At 69.3% G+C, this 23,634-nt stretch carries 17 protein-coding genes; 16 read left to right on the top strand and 1 reads right to left on the bottom strand.

The window, feature by feature from the left end; all coding sequences use genetic code 11:
- The 4 genes from BLU84_RS18730 (at window position 1) to BLU84_RS18745 (ending at window position 6,437) form a co-directional block, all read left to right on the top strand.
- On the top strand, window positions 1-3,090 hold the full coding sequence (locus tag BLU84_RS18730; protein ID WP_074870836.1) for an efflux RND transporter permease subunit: 3,090 nt from the start codon (window positions 1-3) through the stop codon (window positions 3,088-3,090).
- A complete protein-coding gene (locus tag BLU84_RS18735) occupies window positions 3,087-4,337 on the top strand; it encodes a TolC family protein (protein ID WP_083382840.1) in 1,251 nt (416 codons plus the stop codon). Before BLU84_RS18730 ends, BLU84_RS18735 begins: the two co-directional genes overlap by 4 nt.
- Window positions 4,334-4,717, top strand: coding sequence for a YajG family lipoprotein (locus tag BLU84_RS18740; RefSeq protein ID WP_074870838.1), 384 nt, complete (start codon window positions 4,334-4,336; stop codon window positions 4,715-4,717). The genes BLU84_RS18735 and BLU84_RS18740 overlap by 4 nt, the downstream gene beginning before the upstream one ends.
- A 406-nt stretch (window positions 4,718-5,123) precedes the next feature.
- A complete protein-coding gene (locus BLU84_RS18745) occupies window positions 5,124-6,437 on the top strand; it encodes a PstS family phosphate ABC transporter substrate-binding protein (protein WP_170849201.1) in 1,314 nt (437 codons plus the stop codon).
- 64 nt (window positions 6,438-6,501) lie between these two features.
- On the opposite strand, the gene BLU84_RS18750 is transcribed toward BLU84_RS18745, so the two are convergent.
- Complete coding sequence (locus BLU84_RS18750) at window positions 6,502-7,743, bottom strand: MFS transporter (protein WP_074870840.1); 1,242 nt, start codon at window positions 7,741-7,743, stop codon at window positions 6,502-6,504.
- 371 nt (window positions 7,744-8,114) lie between these two features.
- On the opposite strand from BLU84_RS18750, the gene BLU84_RS18755 reads away from it, so the two are divergent.
- From BLU84_RS18755 to BLU84_RS18810, 12 genes are all read left to right on the top strand, one after another.
- A complete protein-coding gene (locus tag BLU84_RS18755) occupies window positions 8,115-8,759 on the top strand; it encodes a hypothetical protein (RefSeq protein WP_074870841.1) in 645 nt (214 codons plus the stop codon).
- Window positions 8,749-10,080 (top strand): XVIPCD domain-containing protein, encoded by a 1,332-nt coding sequence (locus BLU84_RS18760; protein ID WP_074870842.1) that lies wholly within the window; start codon window positions 8,749-8,751, stop codon window positions 10,078-10,080. The genes BLU84_RS18755 and BLU84_RS18760 overlap by 11 nt, the downstream gene beginning before the upstream one ends.
- 293 nt (window positions 10,081-10,373) lie before the next feature.
- The gene (locus BLU84_RS18765) at window positions 10,374-11,897 is read left to right on the top strand and encodes a TerC family protein (RefSeq protein ID WP_074870843.1); all 1,524 of its coding nucleotides are present in this window, start codon (window positions 10,374-10,376) and stop codon (window positions 11,895-11,897) included.
- 381 nt (window positions 11,898-12,278) lie between these two features.
- Window positions 12,279-13,079 (top strand): TetR/AcrR family transcriptional regulator, encoded by an 801-nt coding sequence (locus BLU84_RS18770; protein WP_074870844.1) that lies wholly within the window; start codon window positions 12,279-12,281, stop codon window positions 13,077-13,079.
- Window positions 13,080-13,326: 247 nt separating this feature from the next.
- The gene (locus tag BLU84_RS18775) at window positions 13,327-13,899 is read left to right on the top strand and encodes an RNA polymerase sigma factor (RefSeq protein WP_083382846.1); all 573 of its coding nucleotides are present in this window, start codon (window positions 13,327-13,329) and stop codon (window positions 13,897-13,899) included.
- Between the two features lie 141 nt (window positions 13,900-14,040).
- Complete coding sequence (locus tag BLU84_RS18780) at window positions 14,041-15,165, top strand: FecR family protein (RefSeq protein ID WP_074870845.1); 1,125 nt, start codon at window positions 14,041-14,043, stop codon at window positions 15,163-15,165.
- Window positions 15,166-15,508: 343 nt separating this feature from the next.
- The gene (locus BLU84_RS18785; protein WP_211664572.1) at window positions 15,509-18,868 is read left to right on the top strand and encodes a TonB-dependent receptor; all 3,360 of its coding nucleotides are present in this window, start codon (window positions 15,509-15,511) and stop codon (window positions 18,866-18,868) included.
- Between the two features lie 161 nt (window positions 18,869-19,029).
- Complete coding sequence (locus BLU84_RS18790) at window positions 19,030-19,614, top strand: hypothetical protein (RefSeq protein ID WP_074870846.1); 585 nt, start codon at window positions 19,030-19,032, stop codon at window positions 19,612-19,614.
- 224 nt (window positions 19,615-19,838) lie between these two features.
- A complete protein-coding gene (locus BLU84_RS18795) occupies window positions 19,839-20,753 on the top strand; it encodes a hypothetical protein (RefSeq protein ID WP_211664573.1) in 915 nt (304 codons plus the stop codon).
- A 146-nt stretch (window positions 20,754-20,899) separates the two neighbouring features.
- The gene (locus BLU84_RS18800) at window positions 20,900-21,793 is read left to right on the top strand and encodes a hypothetical protein (RefSeq protein ID WP_139175115.1); all 894 of its coding nucleotides are present in this window, start codon (window positions 20,900-20,902) and stop codon (window positions 21,791-21,793) included.
- Between the two features lie 10 nt (window positions 21,794-21,803).
- The gene (locus BLU84_RS18805; RefSeq protein WP_074870848.1) at window positions 21,804-22,781 is read left to right on the top strand and encodes a hypothetical protein; all 978 of its coding nucleotides are present in this window, start codon (window positions 21,804-21,806) and stop codon (window positions 22,779-22,781) included.
- 263 nt (window positions 22,782-23,044) lie between these two features.
- The gene (locus BLU84_RS18810; protein WP_096381024.1) at window positions 23,045-23,509 is read left to right on the top strand and encodes a roadblock/LC7 domain-containing protein; all 465 of its coding nucleotides are present in this window, start codon (window positions 23,045-23,047) and stop codon (window positions 23,507-23,509) included.
- The last annotated feature ends 125 nt before the right edge of the window (window positions 23,510-23,634 follow it).

Genomic DNA, 23,634 nt, shown 5'->3' on the forward strand with positions numbered 1-23,634 from the left:
ATGCTCAATCGCATCATCGAAGCGTGCGTGCACCGGCGCGTCGCCATCCTGGTCATGACCGCGATCGTCGCCTTGTTCGGCGTGCGCGCGTACCTGCAAACCCCGATCGAGGCCTATCCCGACGTCACCAACGTCCAGGTCCAGGTCATCACTCAGATGCCGGGCTACGCCGCCGAGGAAATCGAGCGGCAGGTCACGGTGCCGCTGGAGCGCGCGCTCAACGGCACGCCGGGCATGACCCTGTTGCGCAGCGAAAGTCTGTTCGGGCTGTCGCTGGTGACCTTGATCTTCGACGACGACGTGGATGCGTTTTCGACCCGGATGCTGGTGGGGCAGCGCATGGCGCAGGCGGATCTGCCGCAGGGCGTCGTGCCGGACCTGGCGCCGGAAGCGACGCCGCTGGGCAAGATTTACCGCTTTCGCTTGACCAGCGACCGCGCCGATCTCTACCAGCTGCGTTCGGAAATGCAGTGGAACGTCACCCGCGTGCTGCGCCAGGTGCAGGGCGTGGCCGATGTGGTGCCGTTCGGCGGCTATCTGAAGGAGCTGCAGGTCGAGGCCGACCCGGCCAAGCTCTACGGCGCCGGCCTGAGCCTGGGCGACCTGGAAGAGGCGATCAAGAAGGCCAACCTCAACGTCGGCGGCGGCTTCCTGCGCCACGGCGATCAGGAACTGACCATCCGCGGCGTCGGCTTCATCGATTCGGTCGAGGACATCAAGGCCATTCCGCTGAAGAACCGCGCCGGCACCGCGCTTACGGTGGGCGATGTGGCCAGCATCAAGCTCGCCGCGACCCCGCGCCGCGGCTCGGTCGCCTACAACGACCAGGGCGAAGTGGTCGAAGGCCTGGTGCTGATGCGGCGCGGCGAGAATCCCTCGCGCGTGCTCGACGGCATCCACCAGAAGGTCGCCGAGCTCAACGGCAAGATCCTGCCGGCGGGCATGAAGATCGTCGCCTCGCACGACCGCAGCGTGCTGGTCGGCCACACCCTCTCGACCGTGCACGACAACCTGCTGCACGGCTTCATCCTGGTGGTGGCCATCGTCTGGCTGTTCATGCGCTCGATCACCGGCTCGGCCGTGGTTGCGGTGGTGATTCCGCTGTCGCTGCTGGTGGCTTTCATCGGCCTGCATTTCCTTGGCCTGCCGGCCAATCTGATCTCGATGGGCGCGATCGACTTCGGCATCCTGGTCGATGGCGCGGTGGTGTTGGTGGAGAACGTCATCCACGCGATACGCCACGAACGACCGCCCAACCGCAAGGCGCTGATCGCGCTGGTGATCCGCTCGGCCACCGCGGTCGGCCGCCCGACCTTCTTCGCGATGCTGATCATCATCGCCGCGCTGCTGCCGGTGTTCACCCTGCAATCGGTGGAAGGCCGGATCTTCCGCCCGCTGGCGCTCACCTATGCCTTCGCCCTGGTCGGCGCGCTGGTGTTCTCGCTGACCGTGGTGCCGGCGCTGTGCGCGCTGCTGTTCAAGCCCGAGCACGCCAAGCTGGTCGAGCCGGCGTGGATCGCCAAATTGCGCGATGGCTACAAGCGCCTGCTCGGCGCGCTGATGCAGCGCCGCGCGCTGGCGTTGGGGCTCGCGGCGGTGCTGCTGGTGGCCGGCGGCGTCGCCACCGCGCGGCTGGGCTCGGAGTTCCTGCCCGAGCTCGACGAGGGCGACATCTTCGTGTTCGCCGAAATGCCGGCCAGCGTGTCGATGGAGAAAGGCCAGCAACTGCTGATGGACGTGCACAAGCGGGTGCTGGCCTTCCCCGAAGTCTCCGCCGTGCACACCGAGCACGGCCGGCCCGAGGACGGCACCGACAACGAAGGCGTCAACATGCTCAAGACCTTCGTCAGCCTCAAGCCGGACAAACAATGGCGTGCGGGCTGGGACAAGCCGCGACTGATCCAGGCCATGCGCGAATCGCTGGAACATATCCCCGGCGTGCGCTTCAACTTCTCCCAGCCGATCAAGGACAGCGTCGAGGAAGCGGTCAGCGGCGTGCGCGGCAAGGTGGTGTTGAAGGTCTTCGGCCCGGACCTGGAGCGCATGCGCGAAACGCTCAAGCAGGCCAAGACCGTGCTGCAGGACGTGCCCGGCGTGACCGAGCTGGACTTGTACCGCGACGTGTCCAGCCCGCAGCTGCGCATCCGCCTGGAACGGGCCGCGCTGGCGCGCGCCGGCATCCCCATCGAGACCGCCGCAGCCACCATCGAAACCGCGCTGGCCGGCCGCGTGGTCACCGACTACTGGGAAGGCGAGCGGCCGGTGCCGGTGCGCCTGCTGCTGCCCAAGCCCAGCCGCGACGACGAGGACAAGATCGCCGACCTGACCGTGCCGGCGCCCGGCGGCGCGCAGATTCCGCTGCGCCAGCTGGCCAAGATCGAAGTCGGCAATGGCGTGGCCTCGATCGTGCGCGAGGGCAACATCCGTTTCCTGGCGCTGAAGTTCAACGTCGAGGGCCGCGACATGGGCTCCACGGTCAAGGACGCCATCGCCGCGGTCGAGGCCAAGGTCAAGGCGCCGGACGGGCACTACTTCGTCTGGGGCGGCGAGTTCGAGAATCAGGAGCGCGCGGCGCAGCGGCTCAAGCTGGTGGTGCCGGTGGCGATCGTGCTGGTGCTGGTGCTGTTGTACGCGGCGATGAACTCCGGCCGCAGCGCGCTGGCGATCATGGCGACGATGCCGTTCGCGCTGACCGGCGGCGCGTTCGCGTTGCTGCTGGCCGGCATTCCGCTGTCGGTGAGCGCGGCGATCGGCTTCATCGCGCTGCTCGGCCAGGTGTCGCTGATGGGCGTGCTGGTGCTGTCGGCGGCCGAAGACCGGCGCCGCGCCGGCGAAGAACTGCTGCCCGCGCTGCTGGAAGGCGCGGCGGAGCGCCTGCGGCCGGTGCTGATGGCCTCGCTGCTGGCCTTGTTCGGCCTGTTGCCGATGGCGCTGTCCAGCGGCATGGGCAGCGAAACCCAGCGCCCGTTCGCGCTGGTGGTGGTCGGCGGGATGATCACGACCTTGCTGGTGGCGCTGTTCGTGCTGCCGGCGCTGTACAGCCTGATCGCGGCCAAACGCCTGCAAACGCCGGAGGAGGCCGACGCATGAAGTGGGTAGTCGTTCTGAGTGGGATGCTGGCCGCGGCGACGCTGCCGGCGATGGCGGCCGAGCTGCCGCCCGCAGTGCCGCCCGAATCGGTGGACCTGGCGACGGTGCTGACCCTGGCGCGCGGCGCCAGCCCGCGGCTGGAGTTGGAGCGCAAGCAGATCGCGCTGGCGCAGGCCCAGCGCACCACCGCCGGCGCCTATCCCAATCCCAGCGTGAGCTTCGAGCGCGCGCGCCAGCCCGGCGAGCAGAGCAACTTCGGCAGCGCGCTGGCCAAGCAGTGGTCGGTGCAACAGCCGATTCTGTTGCCGGGCCAGCGCTCCTCGCGCGTGCGCGCCGCCGATCTCGGCGTCGACGCCGCACGCAGCCGGTTGAGCGCGACCGCCAACGATCTCACCGCCGATGCCGGCGCGGCCTATGTCGAACTGTTGCAAGCCCAGCACAAGCGCGTGGCGCTGGAGCAGGGCATGGCCGATCTGGACCGTCTGCGCGGCATCGTTGCCGGCCGCCAGTCCGCCGGCATGGCCAGCCGCTACGACCTGCTGCGCGTGGACATCGAACTGGCCGACTGGCGCACTCAGTTGGCCGAGGCCGAAGCCGATCTCACCGATTGCCAGGGCCAGCTCGCCGGGTTGCTGGGTTTCCCCGGCTGGCACCCGCGCGGCGCCGGCGAGTTGCGTGCGTTGCAGATCGCCGAGCCGCCGCCATCGGCCGGCGGCGACAGCCCGGCGGTGATCGCTTCGCGCAAGGAAGAAGCCGCGGCGTTGGCGCGGGTGACCGCCGCGCGCCGCGACCGCTTGCCGAATTTCTCGCTCAGCGGCGGCCAGTTCTGGACCGTGCAGCCTTACGGCAAGACCTATTCGCTCGGCTTCGAGATCGAGGTGCCGTTGTTCGACACCCGCCGCGGCGCGTACCAGCAGGCGCGCGCGGAAGCAGAATCGGCAAGCCTGCAGCGCACCCTGGCCGAAGCGCAGTCCAACGCCGATGTCGAACGCTACCGCGCCCAGGTCCAGCAACGCAGCGCCGCGCTGGCGCAGTTCGAACAACAACTGACCCCGCGCCTGCCGCAGCTGCAGCAGATGGCCGACGACGCCTACCGGCTCGGCCGCAGCACGGTGCTGGAACTGCTCGACGCGACCCGGGTGCGTTACCAGACCTCGCTGAGCCGGGCCGAACTGACCGCGAACCTGATGGAGGCGCAACTGCGCTTGCAGGCCGCGCTGGGCGAATTCGCGCCGGTGCGGCCGTGAGCGGGCGCCGCCGCGCGCGCTCGGCGCAGGCGCAGGCGCTGCGCGACCGCGTCTGCGACGCACTGGCGCTGATGCTGTTCGCGGCGGTGCTGGCCGGCTGCGTATCGGCGCCGCGCGACGGCGCGTTCTCGTCGTGGTGGCGCAAGCCGGTGCTGGCGGTGGCGGCGGCGAACGAACTCGACCCGGGCGTGGACCGGCGCTGCCTGTCCGGCCACGAGCCGGCCGCCGCCGTGGTCGCGTTCCGGGTCGGCCGCGTGCCGGCGTACAAGCAGGCGTTCGCGCTGCCGGCCGATGCGAATCTGCGACCCGGCGACGAGGTATGGGTGCGCCCGCGCAGTTGCGAGCTGGAGCCGGCGAAGGCGGATCGCGCGACACAATGAGTCTCGGCCCGGGCCGGGCTCACGTTCCTGACGCGAGACGCATCGCGCTCGCGAATACTCGGTGCGATCGCCGATGCGCCGAATGCGCCGCACGCAGATGACAGTCTTGCGCGGTCGCAGCGCGCGCCCGGACTCGCGGCTGCGCACTGTGACCGCGCGCATGCGCGCGCCGTCATCGACGCTGCGCGTCGGGCCGCGACCGACACAAATCTTTCGCATGCCGCGGCCCGCGGCGCACGCGTGCCTTGCCGCACAAGGCACGCATCGATGTCATCGCGACAACGCATAGCGGTCGCGCCGTTGGCATCTGCCGCGGTCAGGGTGAAACGGCCGGCGCCGCGCGCCGCGCATCGCATCGACGCACTGATTCGATCGGATCGACCCGCTCATCACAAGGAGACGTCCCGTGCCTCGCATTTCTCTCGCCCTGTGCCTTCTCGCTTTGGCCGCCGTCAGCGGCCGCGCCGTTGCCGTCGACCTGTACGGCGGCGGCGCCGACTCGCCGGCCGCGGCTTATGTCGGCGACCGCTATCTGGCCACGCAGCCGGTCGCGCGCTTGTCGCGCGACCGCAGCATCGTGGTGCCCTACGAGTTTTTCTCCATCGCCGAGTTGGGCAACGTGCAACCCGGCCGCACGCCGGTGTTCGCCGATTTCCGCAACCGCTATCCCGCCGATGCGGTGTCCTATTGCCGCACAGGCAGCGGATTCGGCAAGCACGTATTCAACGGCCAGGGCCCGTACGCCGCCGACGGCGATTGCGCGCCCAACGCGGCGACCGGTTTCAGCGCGTTGTCGGCGCGACCGGATTTCATCGGCAACGACGCGCCTTACTCGCTCGCCGACTACGATGCTTTCCTGCTCAACCTGCAGGCCGAACGCGGCGCCGTGGTGCAGATTCCGGTGCTGGCCCAGGCCGTCGCGATCGTCTACCGCGACGGCAACGGCCTGCCGCCCGGGCTGAACTTCACCACCGAGACCGTTTGCCAGGTGTTCGGCGGGAACATCCGCGACTGGAGCGATCCGCGCCTGGGCCTGAACCTGTCGCCGCCGCGGCCGATCACGGTGGTGTATCCCAGCGCCGGCAGCGGCGCCGGCTTCGCCTTGTCCGGGTTCCTGCAGAACAACTGCAACGGCCGCTTCGACCTGCCTGCTGCGCAATTCCGCCAGAGCGCCGACTTCGTCGTGGCCGTCGGCGATGCGCTGCAGCGCTACTCAGCGGCTTCGCCGCAGCCGGGCGAAGCCGCCGCGGTGGCGACGGTGCGCCAGACCGCGGGCGCATTGAGTTATGCCGGCATCGGCGAAGCCCTGAATCAGGGGGCGATGTACGCGCGAGTGAACTCCTTCGACCCGGCCACGCTGGCTACGCCGAACATCGCCCCGGCCAACGTGCTGGTGGGCAAGGTGCTGAACAACGGTACGATCGGCGACGCGCCCGGGACGCTCAGCAACGCGCAGCGCAACTGCATGCGCCTGATTGCGCCGACCGCGCCGATCAGTTCGGCGTATCCCATCGTCGGGGTGAGCTATCTCAACGCTTACTACGCCGGCAACGCGGACAAGGCGCCGGCGCTGCGCAATCTGCTGCGCCAGTTCCTGCGTCCCATCCAATCGAATCCGGTCGATCCGCGAGTGGCGCTGCCGTCGGGGTATGCCTACCTGGACGGCAATGCGTTGTATCGCGGGATGTTGAACGCGGCGATCAACAGCTGCATCAACTGAGCGCCGCCGGCAGTGGCCGGCCGCCCCGGCGCCGCAGCGCGGCGCCGGGGCGGATCGACGGCCGTCAGCCCTGCAACGCTGGCCGCAAGCCGCCGCCACCCGCGCGCGGCGCGCGCGGAAACGCCAGCGCGATCGCCGCCGCCGCCAATCCCGCCATCATCGAGCCGACATACAGCCAGGTGTAGCTGCCGTAGCGGTCGTACAGCCAGCCGCCGATCACCGGGCCCAGCGCCATGCCCAGGCTCGACAGCAGGCTGGCCGCGCCGAGCACGCCGCCGAGGATGCGCGGGTCGAACGCATCGCGCGCGAGCGAGGCGTACAGCGGCATGGTTCCGCCGTAGGCCATGCCGAACACGATCGCCACCGCGTAGAAACCGTCGAGCTGGTTGACCGCCAGATAGCTCACCGCCGCCAGCGCCTGCACGAACAAGCCGGCGACCAACACGGGTTTGGCGCCGAAGCGGTCGGCCAGCGTGCCGAACAACAGGCGTCCGCCGAGCCCGGCCGCGCCTTCCATGCTGTAGATGGTGACCGCCGCGGTCACCGGCAGGCCGCAGCCGATGGCATAGCTCACCGTGTGGAAGATCGGCCCGGAATGCGCGGCGCAGCAGGCGAAGAACGCTAACCCCAGCACGATGAACGCGCGCGAGCGCAGCGCCTGGGCCATCCTTGCCGGCGCCGTGTCGGCGACGGTTGCCGGTGCGGGCGTCGAAGCGGCCGCGGCTGGTGCGGCGCGCACGAACCACACCGCCGGCAGCGTCAGCGCCCAGGCCAGCGCGCCGACGATCAACAAGGTGGTGCGCCAGTCGTAATGGCTGATGAGCCAGGCCACCAACGGCGACAGCGTCATCGGCGCGACCCCGACCCCGGCGGAGACCAGCGAGATCGCCAGATTGCGGCGGCGTTCGAACGCCGCGGCCGTGGCCGCGATGATCGGCGCGAAGAACGCCGCCGCGGCCGCGCCGAGCAGCACCCCGTATGCGAGCTGGAACTGCAGCAGGCTGCCCGCGCGGCTGGCCAGCACGCAGGCCAGCCCGAGCAGCAGCGCGCCGGCCAGGGCCACCGCGCGCGGGCCGATCCGGTCGCTGAGCAGGCCCCAGCCGAAGCCGGCCACGCCCATGCTGAGGAAGGCCAGCGTCATCGCCGCCGACAGCCCCGCGCGCGACCAGCCGGTGGCCGCGCCCATCGGCCCCAGCAACACCGCCAGCGAGAACACCGCGCCGATGGCGACGCAGCCGAGCACGGCGCCGGCGGCGACCAGGGACCAGTTGCGGTCGAGAGCGGGGGCGGCCGCAGGGCTGTTCATGGGCGCGATTCGGTGGGGGCTTGCTTAGGCGACGAACCGGGAGCGGCGGAATCGACACAGCATCCGCACGGGCCGATAGGCGGCCGGGCGGTCGGATTCGCCCGATTTTGGCGTCGGAAAAACCCTGCGCAATCGGTACGGCACGTTTTCGGCGCGACCCGCCGTTTTTCGCCGCATGCGGAAAATCGCCGTGATCGTGCGCAATGGAACGGGCGTGCGTGAATGAGAGTTTCGCATTGCGCTGTCGGAGCGCGCGGCGCGGATGGAAATTTTCCGCATCGACAGGTGCGCGTCGATGGCGCGACACTGGCGTCCGGCTCGCATCGCTTCGATGGCGGGACATCCGGATGGTGCGATATGGAACTGCTGCGATGAAAACCAGAAACCTGCTTGGCGGCGTAATCGTCGCTGCGGCGATGGCGTTGGGTCTGATCGCGTGTTCCAACGCGGTGAAGGATCCGAAGTACGAGCGCAATCCGAACCCGCGGCAGAAGTATGTGGTGACGGCGAAGGTCGATGGCGCGCCGGGGCCGTTTCGGGTGGCGACGGCGAGCGTGCAGTACAAGATCGGTCCCACGCAGCAATGCATGCCGCCGGCAGAGCCGATTTCGGGGACGTTTCCCACGCCCGATCGCGCGAGCGTGTCGTTGCAGGTCAGGAAGTTGTCGGAGTCGGAGTTTCAGTTCGATTTCTATCTCGATGCGATGGCGGCCAAGGACTACTTCGGCAGGGGTGTCTGCAATTGGCGAGTCGAAGGAGTGAACTTGACGCTGAGGCCGACGGGGGTGCCGGAGGAGCGGAAGTTCAGCGCTTACATGAGCGGCACGGATTTTCCCTGGATCGATCCTCTCGTTCTGTATGCCCGCCGCGAAGCGTATGGGGCGCCCCGAGAGCGCGCTTACGACATCGCCGAGGACGCGCTGAAGAAAGAGTGGGCGGTGACGCGCTATGGAAGCGACGTCACGAAGTTTTTGACGATAACGATGGAAGCCAGGGAGTCGGGCAGTGGCCATTAGCAGCATGCACTACGCAGAGCTCAGCGAATTCGCGTACAACCCTCCATCCAAGAACGAAAATGGCGACTGGAACGCCGAAATCGGCGGCATCAAGTACAACGTCGTCGAAGTCGTGGACAACAAATCGTCCGGTTACCAGGGGGTGCTGTTTCAAAGCACGAAGACGGGCGAATTCGTCGTCGCCCATCGTGGAACCGAGTTCAAGGAAGAGTTCATCGACGACGTCCTGCGCGCCGACGGCGGCATGGTCGCCACGCGAACAAACCAACAGGCCAGGGACGCCCTGGCATTGACTGAGCGGGCGATGGAACTCGCCCGACCTAAAAATGCACCGGTCACGGTAACCGGACACTCCCTCGGCGGCTGCCTCGCCCAGATCGCCGCGGCCAAGTACGGATTGCACGGCGAGACCTTCAACGCCTACGGCGCGGCGAGCCTCGACCAACGCATCCCCGAAGGCGGCCGCGACGTCGTCAACCACGTCATGGCGGCCGATTTCGTCAGCTCCGCCAGCCATCACTACGGCGAGGTCAAGGTGTACGCCAGCCGGCACGACATCGCGACGCTGTCGGGCGCCGGCTACGCCAACAACGAACGCGCGATCGACCGCGGCAATCTGCCGGTCGCCATCGCGCGCGGCGCGACCTCGCACAGCCTGCACAACTTCCGCGACACCGACGGCGTCAATCCGGACCTATCGGTGCTGCGCGATCCCGAAACCAGCGTCAACGCCCACCGCTTCGGCTCGATGATCGAAAAGTTCCGCGACGATGTGTGGGCCATGCGCGAAGGCGCCTCCCTCGGCGGGGCGATCCTGCGCGGCCCGATGGGCATCGCCGAGGAGATCGGCCGCCGGCTCCCGGAAAAACCGCCGGAGAGCCCGTTCAAGGACGCCCACGGCGCGTTGCCGGCGGGCGAGCCGCGGCCGTTCGATCCGCGCCATTCCGATCACCCCGGCCATTCGATGCATGGCGCCGTGCAGGCGGGCGTCGAGCGGGTCTACGCGCAACAGGGGCGGCCCTTCGGCGAAGGCGGCGAACGCACCGCGGCGGCGTTGTTCGTCGATGCCCGGCTGAAAGGGATCGATCAGGTCGATCACGTCGTCGCCGGCCGCAGCGACGGCGCCGGCATCGACGTGTTCGCCGTGCAGGGCGCGCTGGCCGATCCGGCGCACAAGCGCGCCCAGGTCAACAGCGAGGCGGCGGAACGGGTTCCGGTCGAGGCTTCGTTCCGGCAGCTCGCGCAGGCCGAGCAGAAGGCGGCCGCGCTGGAGCTTCCGAGCCAGCAGCAGGTCCACTCCCAGGCCGCGCGCACCGCGTAGCGCCGCCGGCGTCGCCAGCGCTCACGCGATCCGGTTGAGATCCACCCTGCGTTCGAAGCCCGTCCAAAGTCATCCGCGGCGAGTCCGAAACCAGCTCGCAGCCCTTCGCAAACCCGTCCGCACGTACGTGCCACGGCGAACCGCGACGCCCGTCGCCGCAGCGCCTGCTCCACAACGCCGACGCGACATCGCCGCCGCCCGCCACATGAACGCGCTGTAAGTTCTGTGAGCGCGCCGTCGCGAGCGCGCGTGCCAGAATCGGCCTTCCTTTCGCTGCGGCGCACGTATCTCTTATGGAATGGCTTTCCGACCCGACCATCTGGATGGGTCTGGCGACCCTGGTGGTGCTGGAGATCGTCCTCGGCATCGACAACCTGGTCTTCATCGCCATCCTCGCCGACAAGCTGCCGCCGCATCAGCGCGATCGGGCGCGCCTGATCGGCCTGAGCCTGGCCCTGCTGATGCGCCTGGCGCTGCTGGCGACGCTGTCATGGATCATGCGCCTGACCGCGCCGCTGTTCTCGCTGTTCGGCCACGAATTCTCCGGCCGCGACCTGATCCTGCTCGGCGGCGGCCTGTTCCTGCTGTTCAAGGCGACGATGGAGCTGCACGAGCGCCTGGAGCCGCCGGCGGAGACCGGCAGCGGCAAAGTCCACGCCGCGTTCGGGCTGGTGGTGCTGCAGATCGTCGTGCTCGATGCGGTGTTCTCGCTCGACTCGGTGATCACCGCGGTCGGCATGGTCGACGAGCTGGGGGTGATGTTCGCCGCGGTCATCATCGCCATGGCGGTGATGCTGGTGGCGAGCAAGCCGCTGACCGGCTTCGTCGGCCGCCACCCGACCGTGGTGGTGCTGTGCCTGGGCTTCTTGCTGATGATCGGCTTCAGCCTGGTCGCCGAGGGCCTGGGCTTCAAGATTCCCAAGGGCTATCTGTACGCGGCGATCGCGTTCTCGATCCTGATCGAGAGCTTCAACCAATGGTCGCGGGCCAACCGCGAGCGGCACGCGCAGCGCCTGCCGCTGCGCCAGCGCACCGCCGAGGCGGTGACCCGGCTGCTCGGCGCGCGGCCGCTCGGCGAGGACGAGCGCGCCGGCGCCGGTGCGGCCGCGGCCGAGCCGGGGCTGGAAGCGGCCGAGCACGACATGATCCGCAGCGTGCTGACCCTGGCCGAGCGCTCGGTCGCCAGCGTGATGACGGTGCGCGCCGACATCCAATGGATCGACGCGCGGCGCGGGCCGCAGCACGCCGCGCAGCGGCTGATCGCCACGCCGCATACGCGCCTGCTGGTGGGCGACGGCGAACTCGACGACCTGCAGGGTGTGGTCGCCAGCCGCGATCTGCTCGCTGCGGTGTTGTCGGGCCAGCCGCTGGCGCTGGCCGAGCATCTGCGCGAACCGCTGGTCTTGCCCGAATCGAGCACCGCGCTGCACGCGCTGGAGCGCATCCGCGAGCACCCGATCGCGCTGGCGGTGGTGGTGAACGAATACGGCGGCGTGGAAGGCCTGGTCACCGCCAACGACCTGCTCGCGGCCATCGCCGGCGACCTGGTCGACACCCGCGACGCCGACTTCGGCATCGAGCGCGGCGAGGACGGCGCCTGGATCGTCGACGCCTCGATCTCGCTGGAAGACCTGTTCCGCGCCACCGGCATCGCGCTGGAGCGGCAGGCGTCCTACGTCAGCGTGGCCGGGCTGTTCCTGCACCTGCTCGAACGCCTGCCGGCGGCCGGCGACCGGGTGCGCAGCGGCGGCTGGCAGCTGGAGGCGCTGAGCCTGGAGCGGCGCCGGGTCGGACGGGCGCGGCTGACGCCGGTGTAAGCGCAGCGCGGCCGTAGACCAGCGCCCTCGATCGGCGTCCCGATCCGCGCGCTGCGACGCAAATCGCGCCGCGAATCGAAACCGGAACTGCGTCACGCCGGCGCGGCGAACCGCAGCAAACTCCGCTCCGGCCGTCCAGGCGCCCGTTTCGGCACAGGCGTTCGCGGCGGCGCGAATCCGCCGCCGAATCAATCCCTTATCGTCCGCGGCGCGGGCCGGGGCGGTGCCGCCCGTGGATTCATCCGGCACGCATATTGCGCTGCAGCGTGCAGTCGCCGAAATTGCCTGCTTAGTCTAACGGCCGTTTCAATTCCGCTATTCAATCCGCGAGTTGGAGCAAACCCTCGGGTCGCCAGGCGGAGCCGTGCAAGGACACCGGCCGTGAACAGTCCCCGCGCCAATTCGAGCGATACCCGCCGGCGCCTGCTCGAGGCAGCCGAGGCGCTGTTCATCCGCCACGGCTACGAGGGCATGCTGCTGCGCCAGATCACCAGCGAGGCCAAGGTCAACCTGGCCGCGGTGAACTACCACTTCGGCAGCAAGGAAGCGCTGGTGCAGGAGCTGCTGTCCTCGCGCCTGGACCGGCTCAACGAAGAGCGCCTGCAACTGCTGTCGCTGTGCGAGCAGCGCATCGGCGCCCAGCAGCTCGACGCGCCGACGGTGCTGAGCATCCTGTTCGTGCCGGCGGTGCGGCTCAGCCGCGACAGCGCCGGCGGCATCTCCTTCATGCGCCTGCTCGGCCGCGTCTACAGCGACCCGTCGCCGTTCGTGCGCGGCTTCCTGTACGAGCACTACCAGCCGATCTACGAGCGCTTCTTCGAAGCCTTCGCCCGCGCGCTGCCCCACCAGTCGCGCAACGAGCTGGGCACCCGCCTGCATTTCGCGCTCAAGGCGCTGTCGGGCGTGCTGGCCGGCGAAAACATGGACCAATTGATCGCGGCGATCTGCGTCGGCGAGGCGGTCAGCGACTCGCTGATGCTGGGCCGGCTGGTCGCCTTCGTCTCACCGCTGTTGACCACCCCGTTCGACAATCTGGCCCAGGTGCGCCACGTCGAGCAGGTGATGGGCCTGGCGCCGGCCGCGGCGCTGGGCGCCGACGCGGCCTTGCGCGGCGAGCTGGAGGCCGGGCGCAAGCCGCGCGGGATCCTGCCGCTGTGGGCGGAAAAGGTGGTGGGCGCATGAACGGCCGGGCGACGACGATGCGCGCGGCCGAGCAAGCAAGGGCAGGGGGCGTCCCGACGCCGCAGCCCTAGGGCGGCGGCCGCGAGGCGAAGCAAGTGCGCTACCGGAACCGCCGTGCGCGGCTGCGGCCCGGACCCCCGCCAGGGGCGTCCGCCGCGGCCGTCGGCGTCGGCGCCGCCGAAGCGGCCCCCGCGTGGGGCGGGGCCGCGGCATTGGGTGCATTCCATTGGTTAGGAAGGAAAGAGCAATGACCGATCCGGCGTCATGGCCGCATGAGTCCGCATCGCTCGCCGAGTACGGGGAGGACGGCGCCGCCCAGTGGAACAACGTGTCCCTGCGCTACCGCCTGCCCCTGCGCGGCTTCTTTTCCAAGCGGGTCAAGGACGCGGCAGAAGTCGAGGACCTGACCCAGGAGGTGTTCTTGCACCTGATCCGGCGCGCCCGCGGCGGGCCGATCGAGCACGTCGAGCAGTACGTGTTCCAGGTCGCCGCCAACACCCTGCGCGACTGGGGCCGGCGCCGCAAGGCGCGCAACCAGGACGCGCACGAATCTTTCGACGCCCAGGTGCACGATCCGGCTACGGATATTTCGCCCGAGCGCGTCTTACTGGGTAAGGAGCAGGTCGAACTGGTCGCCGCGGTCCTGCGCGGGCTGCCGGAACGCACCCGCGACGTGTTCGTGCTGCGGGTGATGGAGAAGAAGAAATATGCGGAAATCGCGGCGATGATGGCCATCTCCGTGCGTTCGGCCGAGAAGCACATGGCCAAGGCCCTGGCGCAGTTGGGAGGCATCGTCGATGGATTGGGAACGCAGGACTGAGCGGCGCGCCGGCCCCCTCGGGGCGGGCGCAGCCTGTGCGTTCGGACGCGGTCGGCCTGAGCGGGCCGTCACGGATCGGAACATCGGCCGCACGGCGCGTTCCACGCGCATCGGCCGGAGTTGCTGGAGAGGTCACACCCGATGAAATGCAAAATCGCGCTGGTGCGGGACGGGTCGGCGGAACCCGGATCGCGGAGCATCGACGAGGACGCGGCGCGCTGGAGCGAGATCCTGCGCGAGCGCGACGACGCGACGATGCGGGAGGCGTTCCAGGCCTGGCAGGCGCAATCGCCGCAGCACGCGCAGGCGTACGCGCGCGCCGACGCCGCGCGCCGGCTGGCCGAGCTGTTGGCCGGCGAGCCGCAGATGCAGGACCTGCGCCGCGAAACCCTGGGGCGGGTCGCGCGCGACGCCGCCCTGCGCCGCGGCCGCCAACGCAACTGGGCGGTCGCCGCCTCGGTGATGGTGTTCGGCCTGCTCGGCGCGATCGGGCTCAACCTCGGCAATTCCTGGAAGGTGGTCGGCGACGCCCGCGATGCGCTCGCCGGCAACGTCTACCAGACCGGCGTCGGCCAGCGCGAAAGCTTCGTCCTCGCCGACGGCTCCAGCATCACCCTCAACACCGACAGCCGGGTCAGCACCCATTACCGCGACGGTCTGCGCGCGGTCACGCTGGAACGCGGGCAGGCGCTGTTCAAGGTGGCCAAGGACCGCAGCCGGCCGTTCGTGGTCAGCGCCGGCGGCCGCCAGGTCACCGCGCTGGGCACCGAGTTCGATGTGTATCTGTCGTCGCGCGCGTTCGAAGTCACCTTGCTCGAAGGCCGGGTGACGGTGACCCGCGCCGTCAAGGCCGCGGCCGCCGCGGCCAGCGCCAAGCCCGCCGCGGGCGCGGCGGCGTCGCTGGCCGAGCTGCGCCCGGGCGAGCAGTTCGTCGCTCTGGCCAAGGCCGCGCCGCAGGTGCGCGCGGCCGATGTGCGCCGGGTGGTGAGCTGGCGCAACGGCCAGATCGTGTTCGAGAACGAACGCCTGGGCGACGCGGTGGCCGAGATCAACCGCTATTCGCAGCGCAAGATCGTGCTGGCCGACGCGCACCTGGCCTCGCTCAAGATCAGCGGCGCGTTCAACACCGGCGACACCGGCACCTTCGTCGAAGCCTTGACCGATTACTTCCCGATCGAGCGCGACACGCTGGACAACGACGACATCGTGCTCAAGCCGCGCGCGGCCGACACCGCCGACGCGCCGGCCGCACCGATCCGCGGCTGACCTGCGCGGCCGCCGCGCGCGCCGCGCGCAACACCGGCGGCTGCGCATCCGGCGCGGCCGCTTCCCTGCCGATCGTGCTGCGCGCGCCGCTGTGCGCGCGCGGCGCGTTCGCGCGCGCGACGAGCGCGCACGCCGCGACTGCTGCAGCGCAAAACAAAACTCGTCAGTACAACAAGTTGCGCGGCGAAATTAATCGCGATGCGAGGTTCGGGTTTCGTGCGCAGGCGCGTCTGTATCTAGGTAACCAGGCCGCGGGCACACGCGGCCGGCCATCCGAAAGAGGGGAGAACGAATGCAATTGCGAGTTCAGAAACAGTCGTTGCTGAGCGCATCGCGACGGGCCGTGTTGTTCCTCGCGCTGTTGCCGTGCATGGCCGCCTACGCCGGCGAGCGCTCGTCGGCGAACGCGCGCTTCGATATTCCGCAGCAGCGGCTCGACACCGCCCTGTCCGAGTACGCGCGCCAGAGCGGGACGCAATTGCTGTACGCGCCGGAACTGGCCGCCGGCAAGACCGCGCGCGCGGTGCGCGGCGAGAAGAGCAACCGCCAGGCGCTGGAAGAACTGCTCGACGGCACCGGCCTGAGCTACGCCACCAACGCCTCCGGCGCGATCTTGATCAGCAACACCGGCGCCGCCGCTGCGGCCGCCGGCTCCAGCGGCGCCGCGCCCGCCGCGCAGGAGAATCAGGGAAACGTACAAGAGGTCGCCGAGACGCAGCCGGCGGCGGCCTCCCCGCAAGCGCAAGACGACCAACAGGCGCCGGTAGCGACCGCAAACCCCGCTAAGAATCCCAACGCGACCACCCTCGACACCATCGTGGTGACCGCGCAGAAGAAGGTCGAGAACATCCAGAAGGTGCCGATCGCGATCAGCGCCTTCGGCGGCAAGGACCTGGGCGACCGCAAGATCGAAACCGGCGGCGACCTGGTCACCGCCACGCCCAACGTCACCTTCTCCAAGACCAACTTCGCCAGCTACAACTTCCAGATCCGCGGCATCGGCACCCAGGCGCTGTCGGTGACCACCGACCCGGCGGTGGCGGTGAGCTTCAACAGTTCGCCGCTGATCCGCAACCGCCTGTTCGAGCAGGAATACCTCGACGTGGAGCGGGTGGAAGTGCTGCGCGGCCCGCAGGGCACGCTGTACGGACGCAACGCGACCGCCGGCGTGGTCAACATGATTCCCAACCTGGCCAATCCGGACGGTTACGAGGCCAACGTCAAGGGCGAGATCGGCAATTACGATACTCGCCGCGTCACCGGCGTGGTCAACGTGCCGCTGACCGATACCTTCGCCTTTCGCCTGGCCAGCCAGTACACCAAGCGCGACGGTTTCGATCACAACGAAGTGACCGGCCGCGACGTCAACAACCGCGATCTGCTGTCCACACGTCTGTCGTTCGCGTTCAAGCCCAGCGAGCGCTTCAACGCCAACCTGGTGTGGGAGCATTTCCAGGAGGACGACCGCCGCGCGCGCACCGGCAAGCAGCTGTGCCACAACGATCCGGGCCCGTCGCTGCTCGGTTCGACCGCAGTGTCCTCGATCGACCGAAACTACATGAGCCAGGGCTGCAGCAATGGCTCGTTGTACGACAACGGCGCGTTCGGCGTTCCCAACGGCGCCAGCATCCCGTTCGTGCTCGGCGCGCAGAGCAGCCCGGCCGGCCTGATCGCCGACGCCGACGGCAACATCATCGACGTGGCGAGCATCATCAAGCGCGGGCTGGACCCCTATGCGGGGCTGTCGCAGTCGCACGACATGCGCAAGATCGCGACCACTTACGATCCGCGGTTCGAGGCCAAGAACGACGTCTTCCAGTTCAACCTGGAAGCCGACGTCGGCGACCACCTGCGCCTGGTCTCGCAGACCCTGTACACCACCGACAAGTACTACTCGACCCAGGACTACGGCCGCTTCCAGTCCAACCCGATCTTCACCGACACCAACAAGCTGTACCAGTTCGGGCCCAACGGCGTGGAGCCGGCCTATGCCGCGTTCCCCAACGGCGTCTATTGCGATCCCCAGTTGGGCTGCTCGGACCGCCTGCTGATCGTCGACGCGGTCGATTCCAAAAGCCGCCAGTGGTCTCAGGAATTCCGCCTGCAATCCAGCTTCGACGGTCCGTTCAACTTCAGCGTCGGCGCCAATTACCTGGAATATAAGGTCGACGAGAGCTACTACGTCTTCAGCAACGCCTTCACCGCGCTGGCCGACCTGTTCTTCAACGGCGTCGGCCCGGGCAACGCGCCGGGCAAGTGCCCCGCCGGCAGCGCCACCCGCGTGGATCCCAGCAGCGGGCAGGTCCTGCCGTGCGTCTATATCGATCCGAACCCGATCGGCTCGATCGACGGCCAGGGCCACAACTACTTCCGCAGCCGCAATCTGGCCGAGACCAAGTCGGCGGCGATCTTCGGCGAAGGTTACTGGAAGCTCAGCGACACGGTGCGCCTGACCGCGGGCGTGCGCTTCACCCACGACCGTAAGATCACCACGCCGTACCCGACCCAGACCCTGCTCGGCGACTCCACGGGAACCGCCGGCGTGCCGTACTTCTGGGGTGGCTACGTCGGCTATGGTTATCCGGCATTGCCCAAGATCAGCCAGACCTGGAAGGAGCCGACCGGACGCCTGGTGCTGGACTGGTCGCCGGACCTGTCGTGGACCGACAGCACCATGTTCTACGCCTCGGCTTCGCGCGGCTATAAGGCCGGCGGCACCAACTCGCCGGGAATCGGTGCCAATCCCGCCGCGCTGAGCTTCGAACAGCGCGATCCCGAGTTCAAGCCCGAGTACGTCAACGCGTTCGAAGTCGGTATGAAGAACGTCATGGCCGGCGGCAAGTTCATCCTCAACGGCACGCTGTTCTACAACGACTACAAGGACTACCAGGTCTCGCAGATCCAGGACCGCGCCACCCTCAACGAGAACTTCGACGCCAAGACCTGGGGCGCCGAACTCGAAGCGGTATGGCGGCCGACCGATGCGTTCCAGCTCAGCGGCAACGTCGGCCTGCTGCGCACCCGCATCGGCTCCAACCAGTATTCCATCGATGCGATGGACCGCACCGCCGGCAATCCGGACTGGGTAGTGATCAAGCCGTGGTTGCAGCTGGCGTCCAACTGCATCGCGCCGCGCGAATACGTCGAGGCGGTGCTCAAGCAGACCTACCAGTACGATCCCAGCGGCTCGGCCGGCAACATCCTCAACAGCTTCTGCTCGACCAACCTGCCGTTGAACCAGGGCGGCTTCGCCGCGGGCGGTCCCTACGCAGGCGTGTATGGCTTCACCTACGATCCGGCCAAGGACGGCCCCAACGGCGGCGCCGGTTTCGCCAAGAACATCGGCGGCAACGAACTGCCCAACGCGCCGCACATCACCGTCAGCCTCAGCCCGCAGTACACCTTCATGACCGGCCGCGGCGACTTCACCCTGCGCGCGGACCTGTACTACCAGGGTGCGAGCTGGGCGCGGGTCTATCAGGACAAGATCGACCGCCTGCACGATTGGGGCAACGTCAACGTCTCGCTGACCTGGCGCGACATCGAGAGCGATCTGGCGGTGCAGCTGTACGTCAAGAACGCTCTGGGCGGCAAGGCCATCACCGGCACCTTCCTCAACAGCGACGACACCGGCCTGACCAGCAATGTATTCCTGCAAGACCCGCGAATCATCGGCTTGACGGTGAGCAAGGGCTTTTTCTGATCCAAGGCCGCCGCCCTCGCGGGCGGCGGCACGCAGTCGCCTGAACGCTGCAACAGGCATTCGCAGCTCCCAGGCAGCGCAGCCACGGCGCCGCTTCATCCGTGACAGTCCGCGCGGGCCCGCACGCCCGCACACCTCGACGCCTCACAGGAGACAACGCAATGTCCAAGCTCAAGTACTCGCTTCTCGCCCTGGTTTCGGCCGCCGCGATCTGCGGCGCCAGTTCCGCCTCCGCACAGTCGTTCGAGCTGTACGACAGCGCGGCCGGCGTCTGGGTGAAGACTGGCTACGTCAGCTTCACCGGCCCGACCTCGGCCAGCTACCTCAGCATCGCGGTGCCGTGCACGGCCACCTTCGACCTGTACGTCAACAACGGCGCCGCGACGGTGATCAACGCCAAATTCACCGGTTCGGCCGCCTGCAACGGCATCGTCGCGCAGGCGCTGCCCTGGTCGATGACTCCGGGCGCCCCGGGCGGCTACACCGGTCCCAACCCGCCGTTCTCCGGTGCGCCGACCCTGCTCGCGCCGCTGACGAGCGTGGCCATCAGCGGCATCCGCATCTACATTCCGTCGCCGCTCAACGTGACCTGCCCGAGCACCACCACCACCGGCACCATCAACGGCGTGCTCGATTCGAACACCGCGAACAAGTTCGTGTTCAAGGGACCGCTGGGCCCGTGCTCGGTGCAGACGCAGAACACCTTCGCGCTGACCGCTACTTCGCCGGTGCGCGTGGTTCCCTGATCGAGACAATCGACACGTTCGCCTGCGGCGTCGGCCGCCGGCCCGCCGCGCTTCATGCGTGGCGCGTGCTGGCCGCGGCCTAATCGACAACGCCGCAGGCGGCGCTGGCCGAGATGGACTTCGGCGAAGGGGAGGAGGCTTTCCTCCCCTTTTTGTCCGCGGCTCTTGCGGCAAACCGCGGCGCCCCGCGAGGACCGCACCCCAAATTTCAGGAGGATTCCACAATGCGCAAGACCTCGCTCCGCACCGTCGCGCTGACGGCGGCGCTGACGCTCGCCAGCGCGTCGGCCGCCCATGCCGGCACGCCGTCGGGCCCGTATGCGATGTTCAAGTTCTGTCCGTATACCAACCCCTCGGTCGGCAGCTGCGTGGTCAACACCACCACGTCCGGCACGCTCAAGATCGGCAGCACCACGATGCCGATCGACAAGCCCATCGTCATGCAGGGCGGCATCGAGAACATCGGTCCGTCGCCGTTCTACGCCGCGGTCGGCGCGCCGACCCTGCAGGCGCCTCCGGCCAAGGTGCCCGGCGGGCTGCTGGGCATCGTCAATCCGGCGCCGAACTGGCCCGGCCCGCTGTGGACCGCGTTCTGGGCCATCGTCGGCGCGGTCAACGACGTCAGCGCGACGATCGAACCGGTACAGGCGGTGCAGACCAACTTCGGCAACGCGCTGTTCCCGCCCACCGACGGCAGCGACCCGACCGTGGCCCGTCTGGCGGTGCGCGTGCACCTGCAGAATCCGTTCCTGGGCGGCAGCTGCTACATCGGTTCGGCGCAGGATCCGATCGTGCTCAAGCTGCAGACCGGCACCACCGCACCGCCGCCGCCGAACCTGCCGATCTCCGGCAGCACGGGCACGGTGTACACGGTCTGGACCGACGAGCCGAACTTCATCGGCTACCTGCAAGTGGACGGCAACACCCTGGTCGACAACTCCTTCGCCGTGCCCAAGGCCGCCGGCTGCGGCAATATCGCGCTGGGGCTGCCGATCCTGACCCCGTTGCTCGACGCGCTGGTCTCCGGCGCGGTCAACCTCAAGGTCGGCCTGCCGGCGGCCGCCGGCACCAACACCGCGATCATGAGCGGCAAGTCCTCGATCGCGGCCGCGCAATACGTACTGGACAGCGAGCAGTAAGGACCATTGGCGACGACTCAGCGAACCGTGCGCGTTGCGGATGAGGGGCCGGACGCATGACCGGCGCCGAATCCGTCCCGCTCAAACGCGTCCGGACCGCGGCGGCCATTGCCCTCGCTTTGGCCGCGCTCGTCGCCGTGTACCTCATGGGCCGCCATCAGGGACGAACGGCAGCCCATGAGGATGCGCAGGGTCCGGTCGCCGCCGAAGGACAGGCGGCGGCCGCCACCCTTGCGCCGGCCGCGCTCGCCGCAGCCGGCGCCGCGCCGCCGGCGGGCACGCCGCTGCGGCGTGCGTTCCCGACCCTGCAGGCGCGCGCCGACGCCGGCGACCTCGCCGCCGCGACCCGGCTCTATCGCGACCTCAACCAATGCCGCGGCTTCGCCCGCCGCGAGCGCGATGTGCGCCGCTATTCCGACGAACTGCTGGCCGCGCGCGCCAACGCCACCGACCCGCGCCAGCGCGAAACCCTGCGCGCCGGGCTGGAAGCGGCCGAGGCCAACGAACGCACGCTCGATGCGCTGCGCGCGCAATGCCAAGGCGTCGATGACGCCATGCTCGGTTCGCTCGCCGCGAACCTGCAAAAAGCTGCGCTGCTGGGCGAACCGTATGCGCGCGCCTGCTATCTGGCGCGCGGCCCCGGCTTCGACGCGGCCGCGCTGCTCGACCATCCCGAACGCATCAGCGCTTACCGCGGCACCGCGCGCGCGCTGGTCGAACGCGGCATCGCCGACGGCGACTGGCGCGTGCTTGAGCAACTGCGCGGCGCGCTCGAACCCGGCGCCGACACGCTGCTGGCCGCCGCCGTTGGCAGGGATGCCGCGCAACGCTACCGTTACCTCAAGCTGTTCCGGCTCGGCGCGCCGCCGCAGCCGGGCGTTACCGACGAGGACCTGGCGATGGCCGCGGCCAAACTCAGCCCGACCCAGCTCGCCGACGCCGAGGCGTGGGCGACGCGGACCTTCAACCAGAACTTCCACGGCCGCGCCATCGACGCCGACGGCCCGCTGTGGGATCCGTGCGTGTTCCCGTACGAATGAACACATCCGAATGAACGCATCCGCTCCCGCGCGCGGCCCGCGCCGCCTGCTGCTGACGGCGGCCGCGGTTGCGGCGCTGGCGGCGATCGTCGGCGCCTACTTCGCCGGCCGCGCCGGCGCCGTGCGTCCGGATTCGCACGTGCGCGTCGCCGCCGAAGCCGCCGCGGCCGCCGAGCCCGCCGCCGAGACCTGGCCGACGCCGATCAAGGGCGGCATCCTGCCCGCGCCGAACGCGCCGCTGAAGGACCACTTCGCCCAGTTGCAGGCGCGAGCCAACGCCGGCGATGCCGCCGCCGCGACCCGGCTGGTGCGCGACCTGGACCGGTGCAACCGCCTGCGCGGCGCGCAATGGCGCAACGCCGGCGCCACCGAGGCGCTGACCAGCCGCTCCACCGAAGGCATGACCGCGGCGCAGCTGCGCACCTATCAAACCCTGCTGGAGGCGATGGAACTGCGCCAGCAGCGCGAGCGCGAAGAACGCGCCGCCTGCGCCGGCGTCGACGAGCGCATGCTCGCCAGCCTGACCGCCAACATCGCCCAGGCCGCCCGGCTCGGCGACGAACAGGCGCGCGCCTGCTACCTCGAACGCGGCCCGCTGTACGACCCGCGCAGCCTGATCCGCCAGCCCGAGGCGCTGCGCAGCTACCGCGCGAGCGCGGCGCGGCTGGTCGAGACCGGGCTCGCCGCCGGCGACTGGCGCGTGGTCGATCTGCTGCAGCGCGCCTACGAGCCGGGTTCGACCAGCCTGCTGGGCGGATTGCTCGGCGCCGACCCACTGCAGCACTACCGCTATCTCAAGCTTTACCGGCTCGGCGCCGAAGCGCACCGCGCCGCGGAGCTGGACCGGCAACTGGCCGCGGTCGCCGCCGGCCTGGCCCCGGCCCAGCGCGCGCAGGCCGACGCCTGGGCGCAGAACACCCTCGATGCCGGCTTCCGCGGCCGCTCCACCGACGGCACCGCGCCGGGCTGGGAGGCCTGCGACTTCTAGCGCGGCCGCTGCTGCGCGCCCTCGTTGCGGCCTTGCGCCCGGCGTCCCGCGCCGGCCGGCGCGGCCTTGCCTGATCGCATCCATGCCCCGTGCGGCCACCGCGCGCGGCGTCCGCGTGGCCATCCGTGGAAACCAGAACTGTAAAAACTGCAACAAACATCACACAAAAAAACGGATATAGTGTGACTAAGTTCAAATATTTGACCGGGTCCGCCGCCTAACGACGTTTAGGGCCGCCGGCCGGGCACAGGAGCGGAACTCGCATGCAGCGAACGACGATCGACATGTTGTTGGGGCGACTGGAGCCGGCCCCGCACGGCGAAGGCGCCGCGACGGCGCTGTTGGACGCGGAACTGCAGCGTTGCTGGCAACGGGTCCCCGGCCTGCGCGCCCTGTGCGTCTCCACCGCCGACGGCCGCGCCCTGGCCGAACGCATCGACGGCGGCATCGACGCCCGCCGGATCGCGGCGATGGCCAATTCCTTCCTAACCCTCGGCGAAACCCTGGCCGGCGAAATGGAACTCAGCCAGGCCGACTACGCCACCGTCTGCACTGCGCGCGGCAACCTGGTGCTGTTCCGCGTCCACGCCGGCAAACCGCTGACCCTGCTGGCGATGGCCGGCCCCGACACCTTGCTGGCCGCATTGCTGGTGGGCGCGCGCGAATGCGCCGCGCGCCTGGGCGCCGCGCTCGCCGCGCCGGCGCCGCCTGCGACCGTCCAACCCTGACCCGTCTTGCGCCCGCGCGCCGCCTGCGCGGCGACGGGCCGCGCGCGGCTGCGGCCTTGCCGCTTGCCCGCGCTGAGCCTTACCGCTGTCGCCTTACCGCAGATGCACCCACTCACGCAAAGGAG

Origin of the sequence: Lysobacter enzymogenes (assembly GCF_900106525.1) — a bacterium.
Classification (GTDB): Bacteria; Pseudomonadota; Gammaproteobacteria; order Xanthomonadales; family Xanthomonadaceae; genus Lysobacter; species Lysobacter enzymogenes.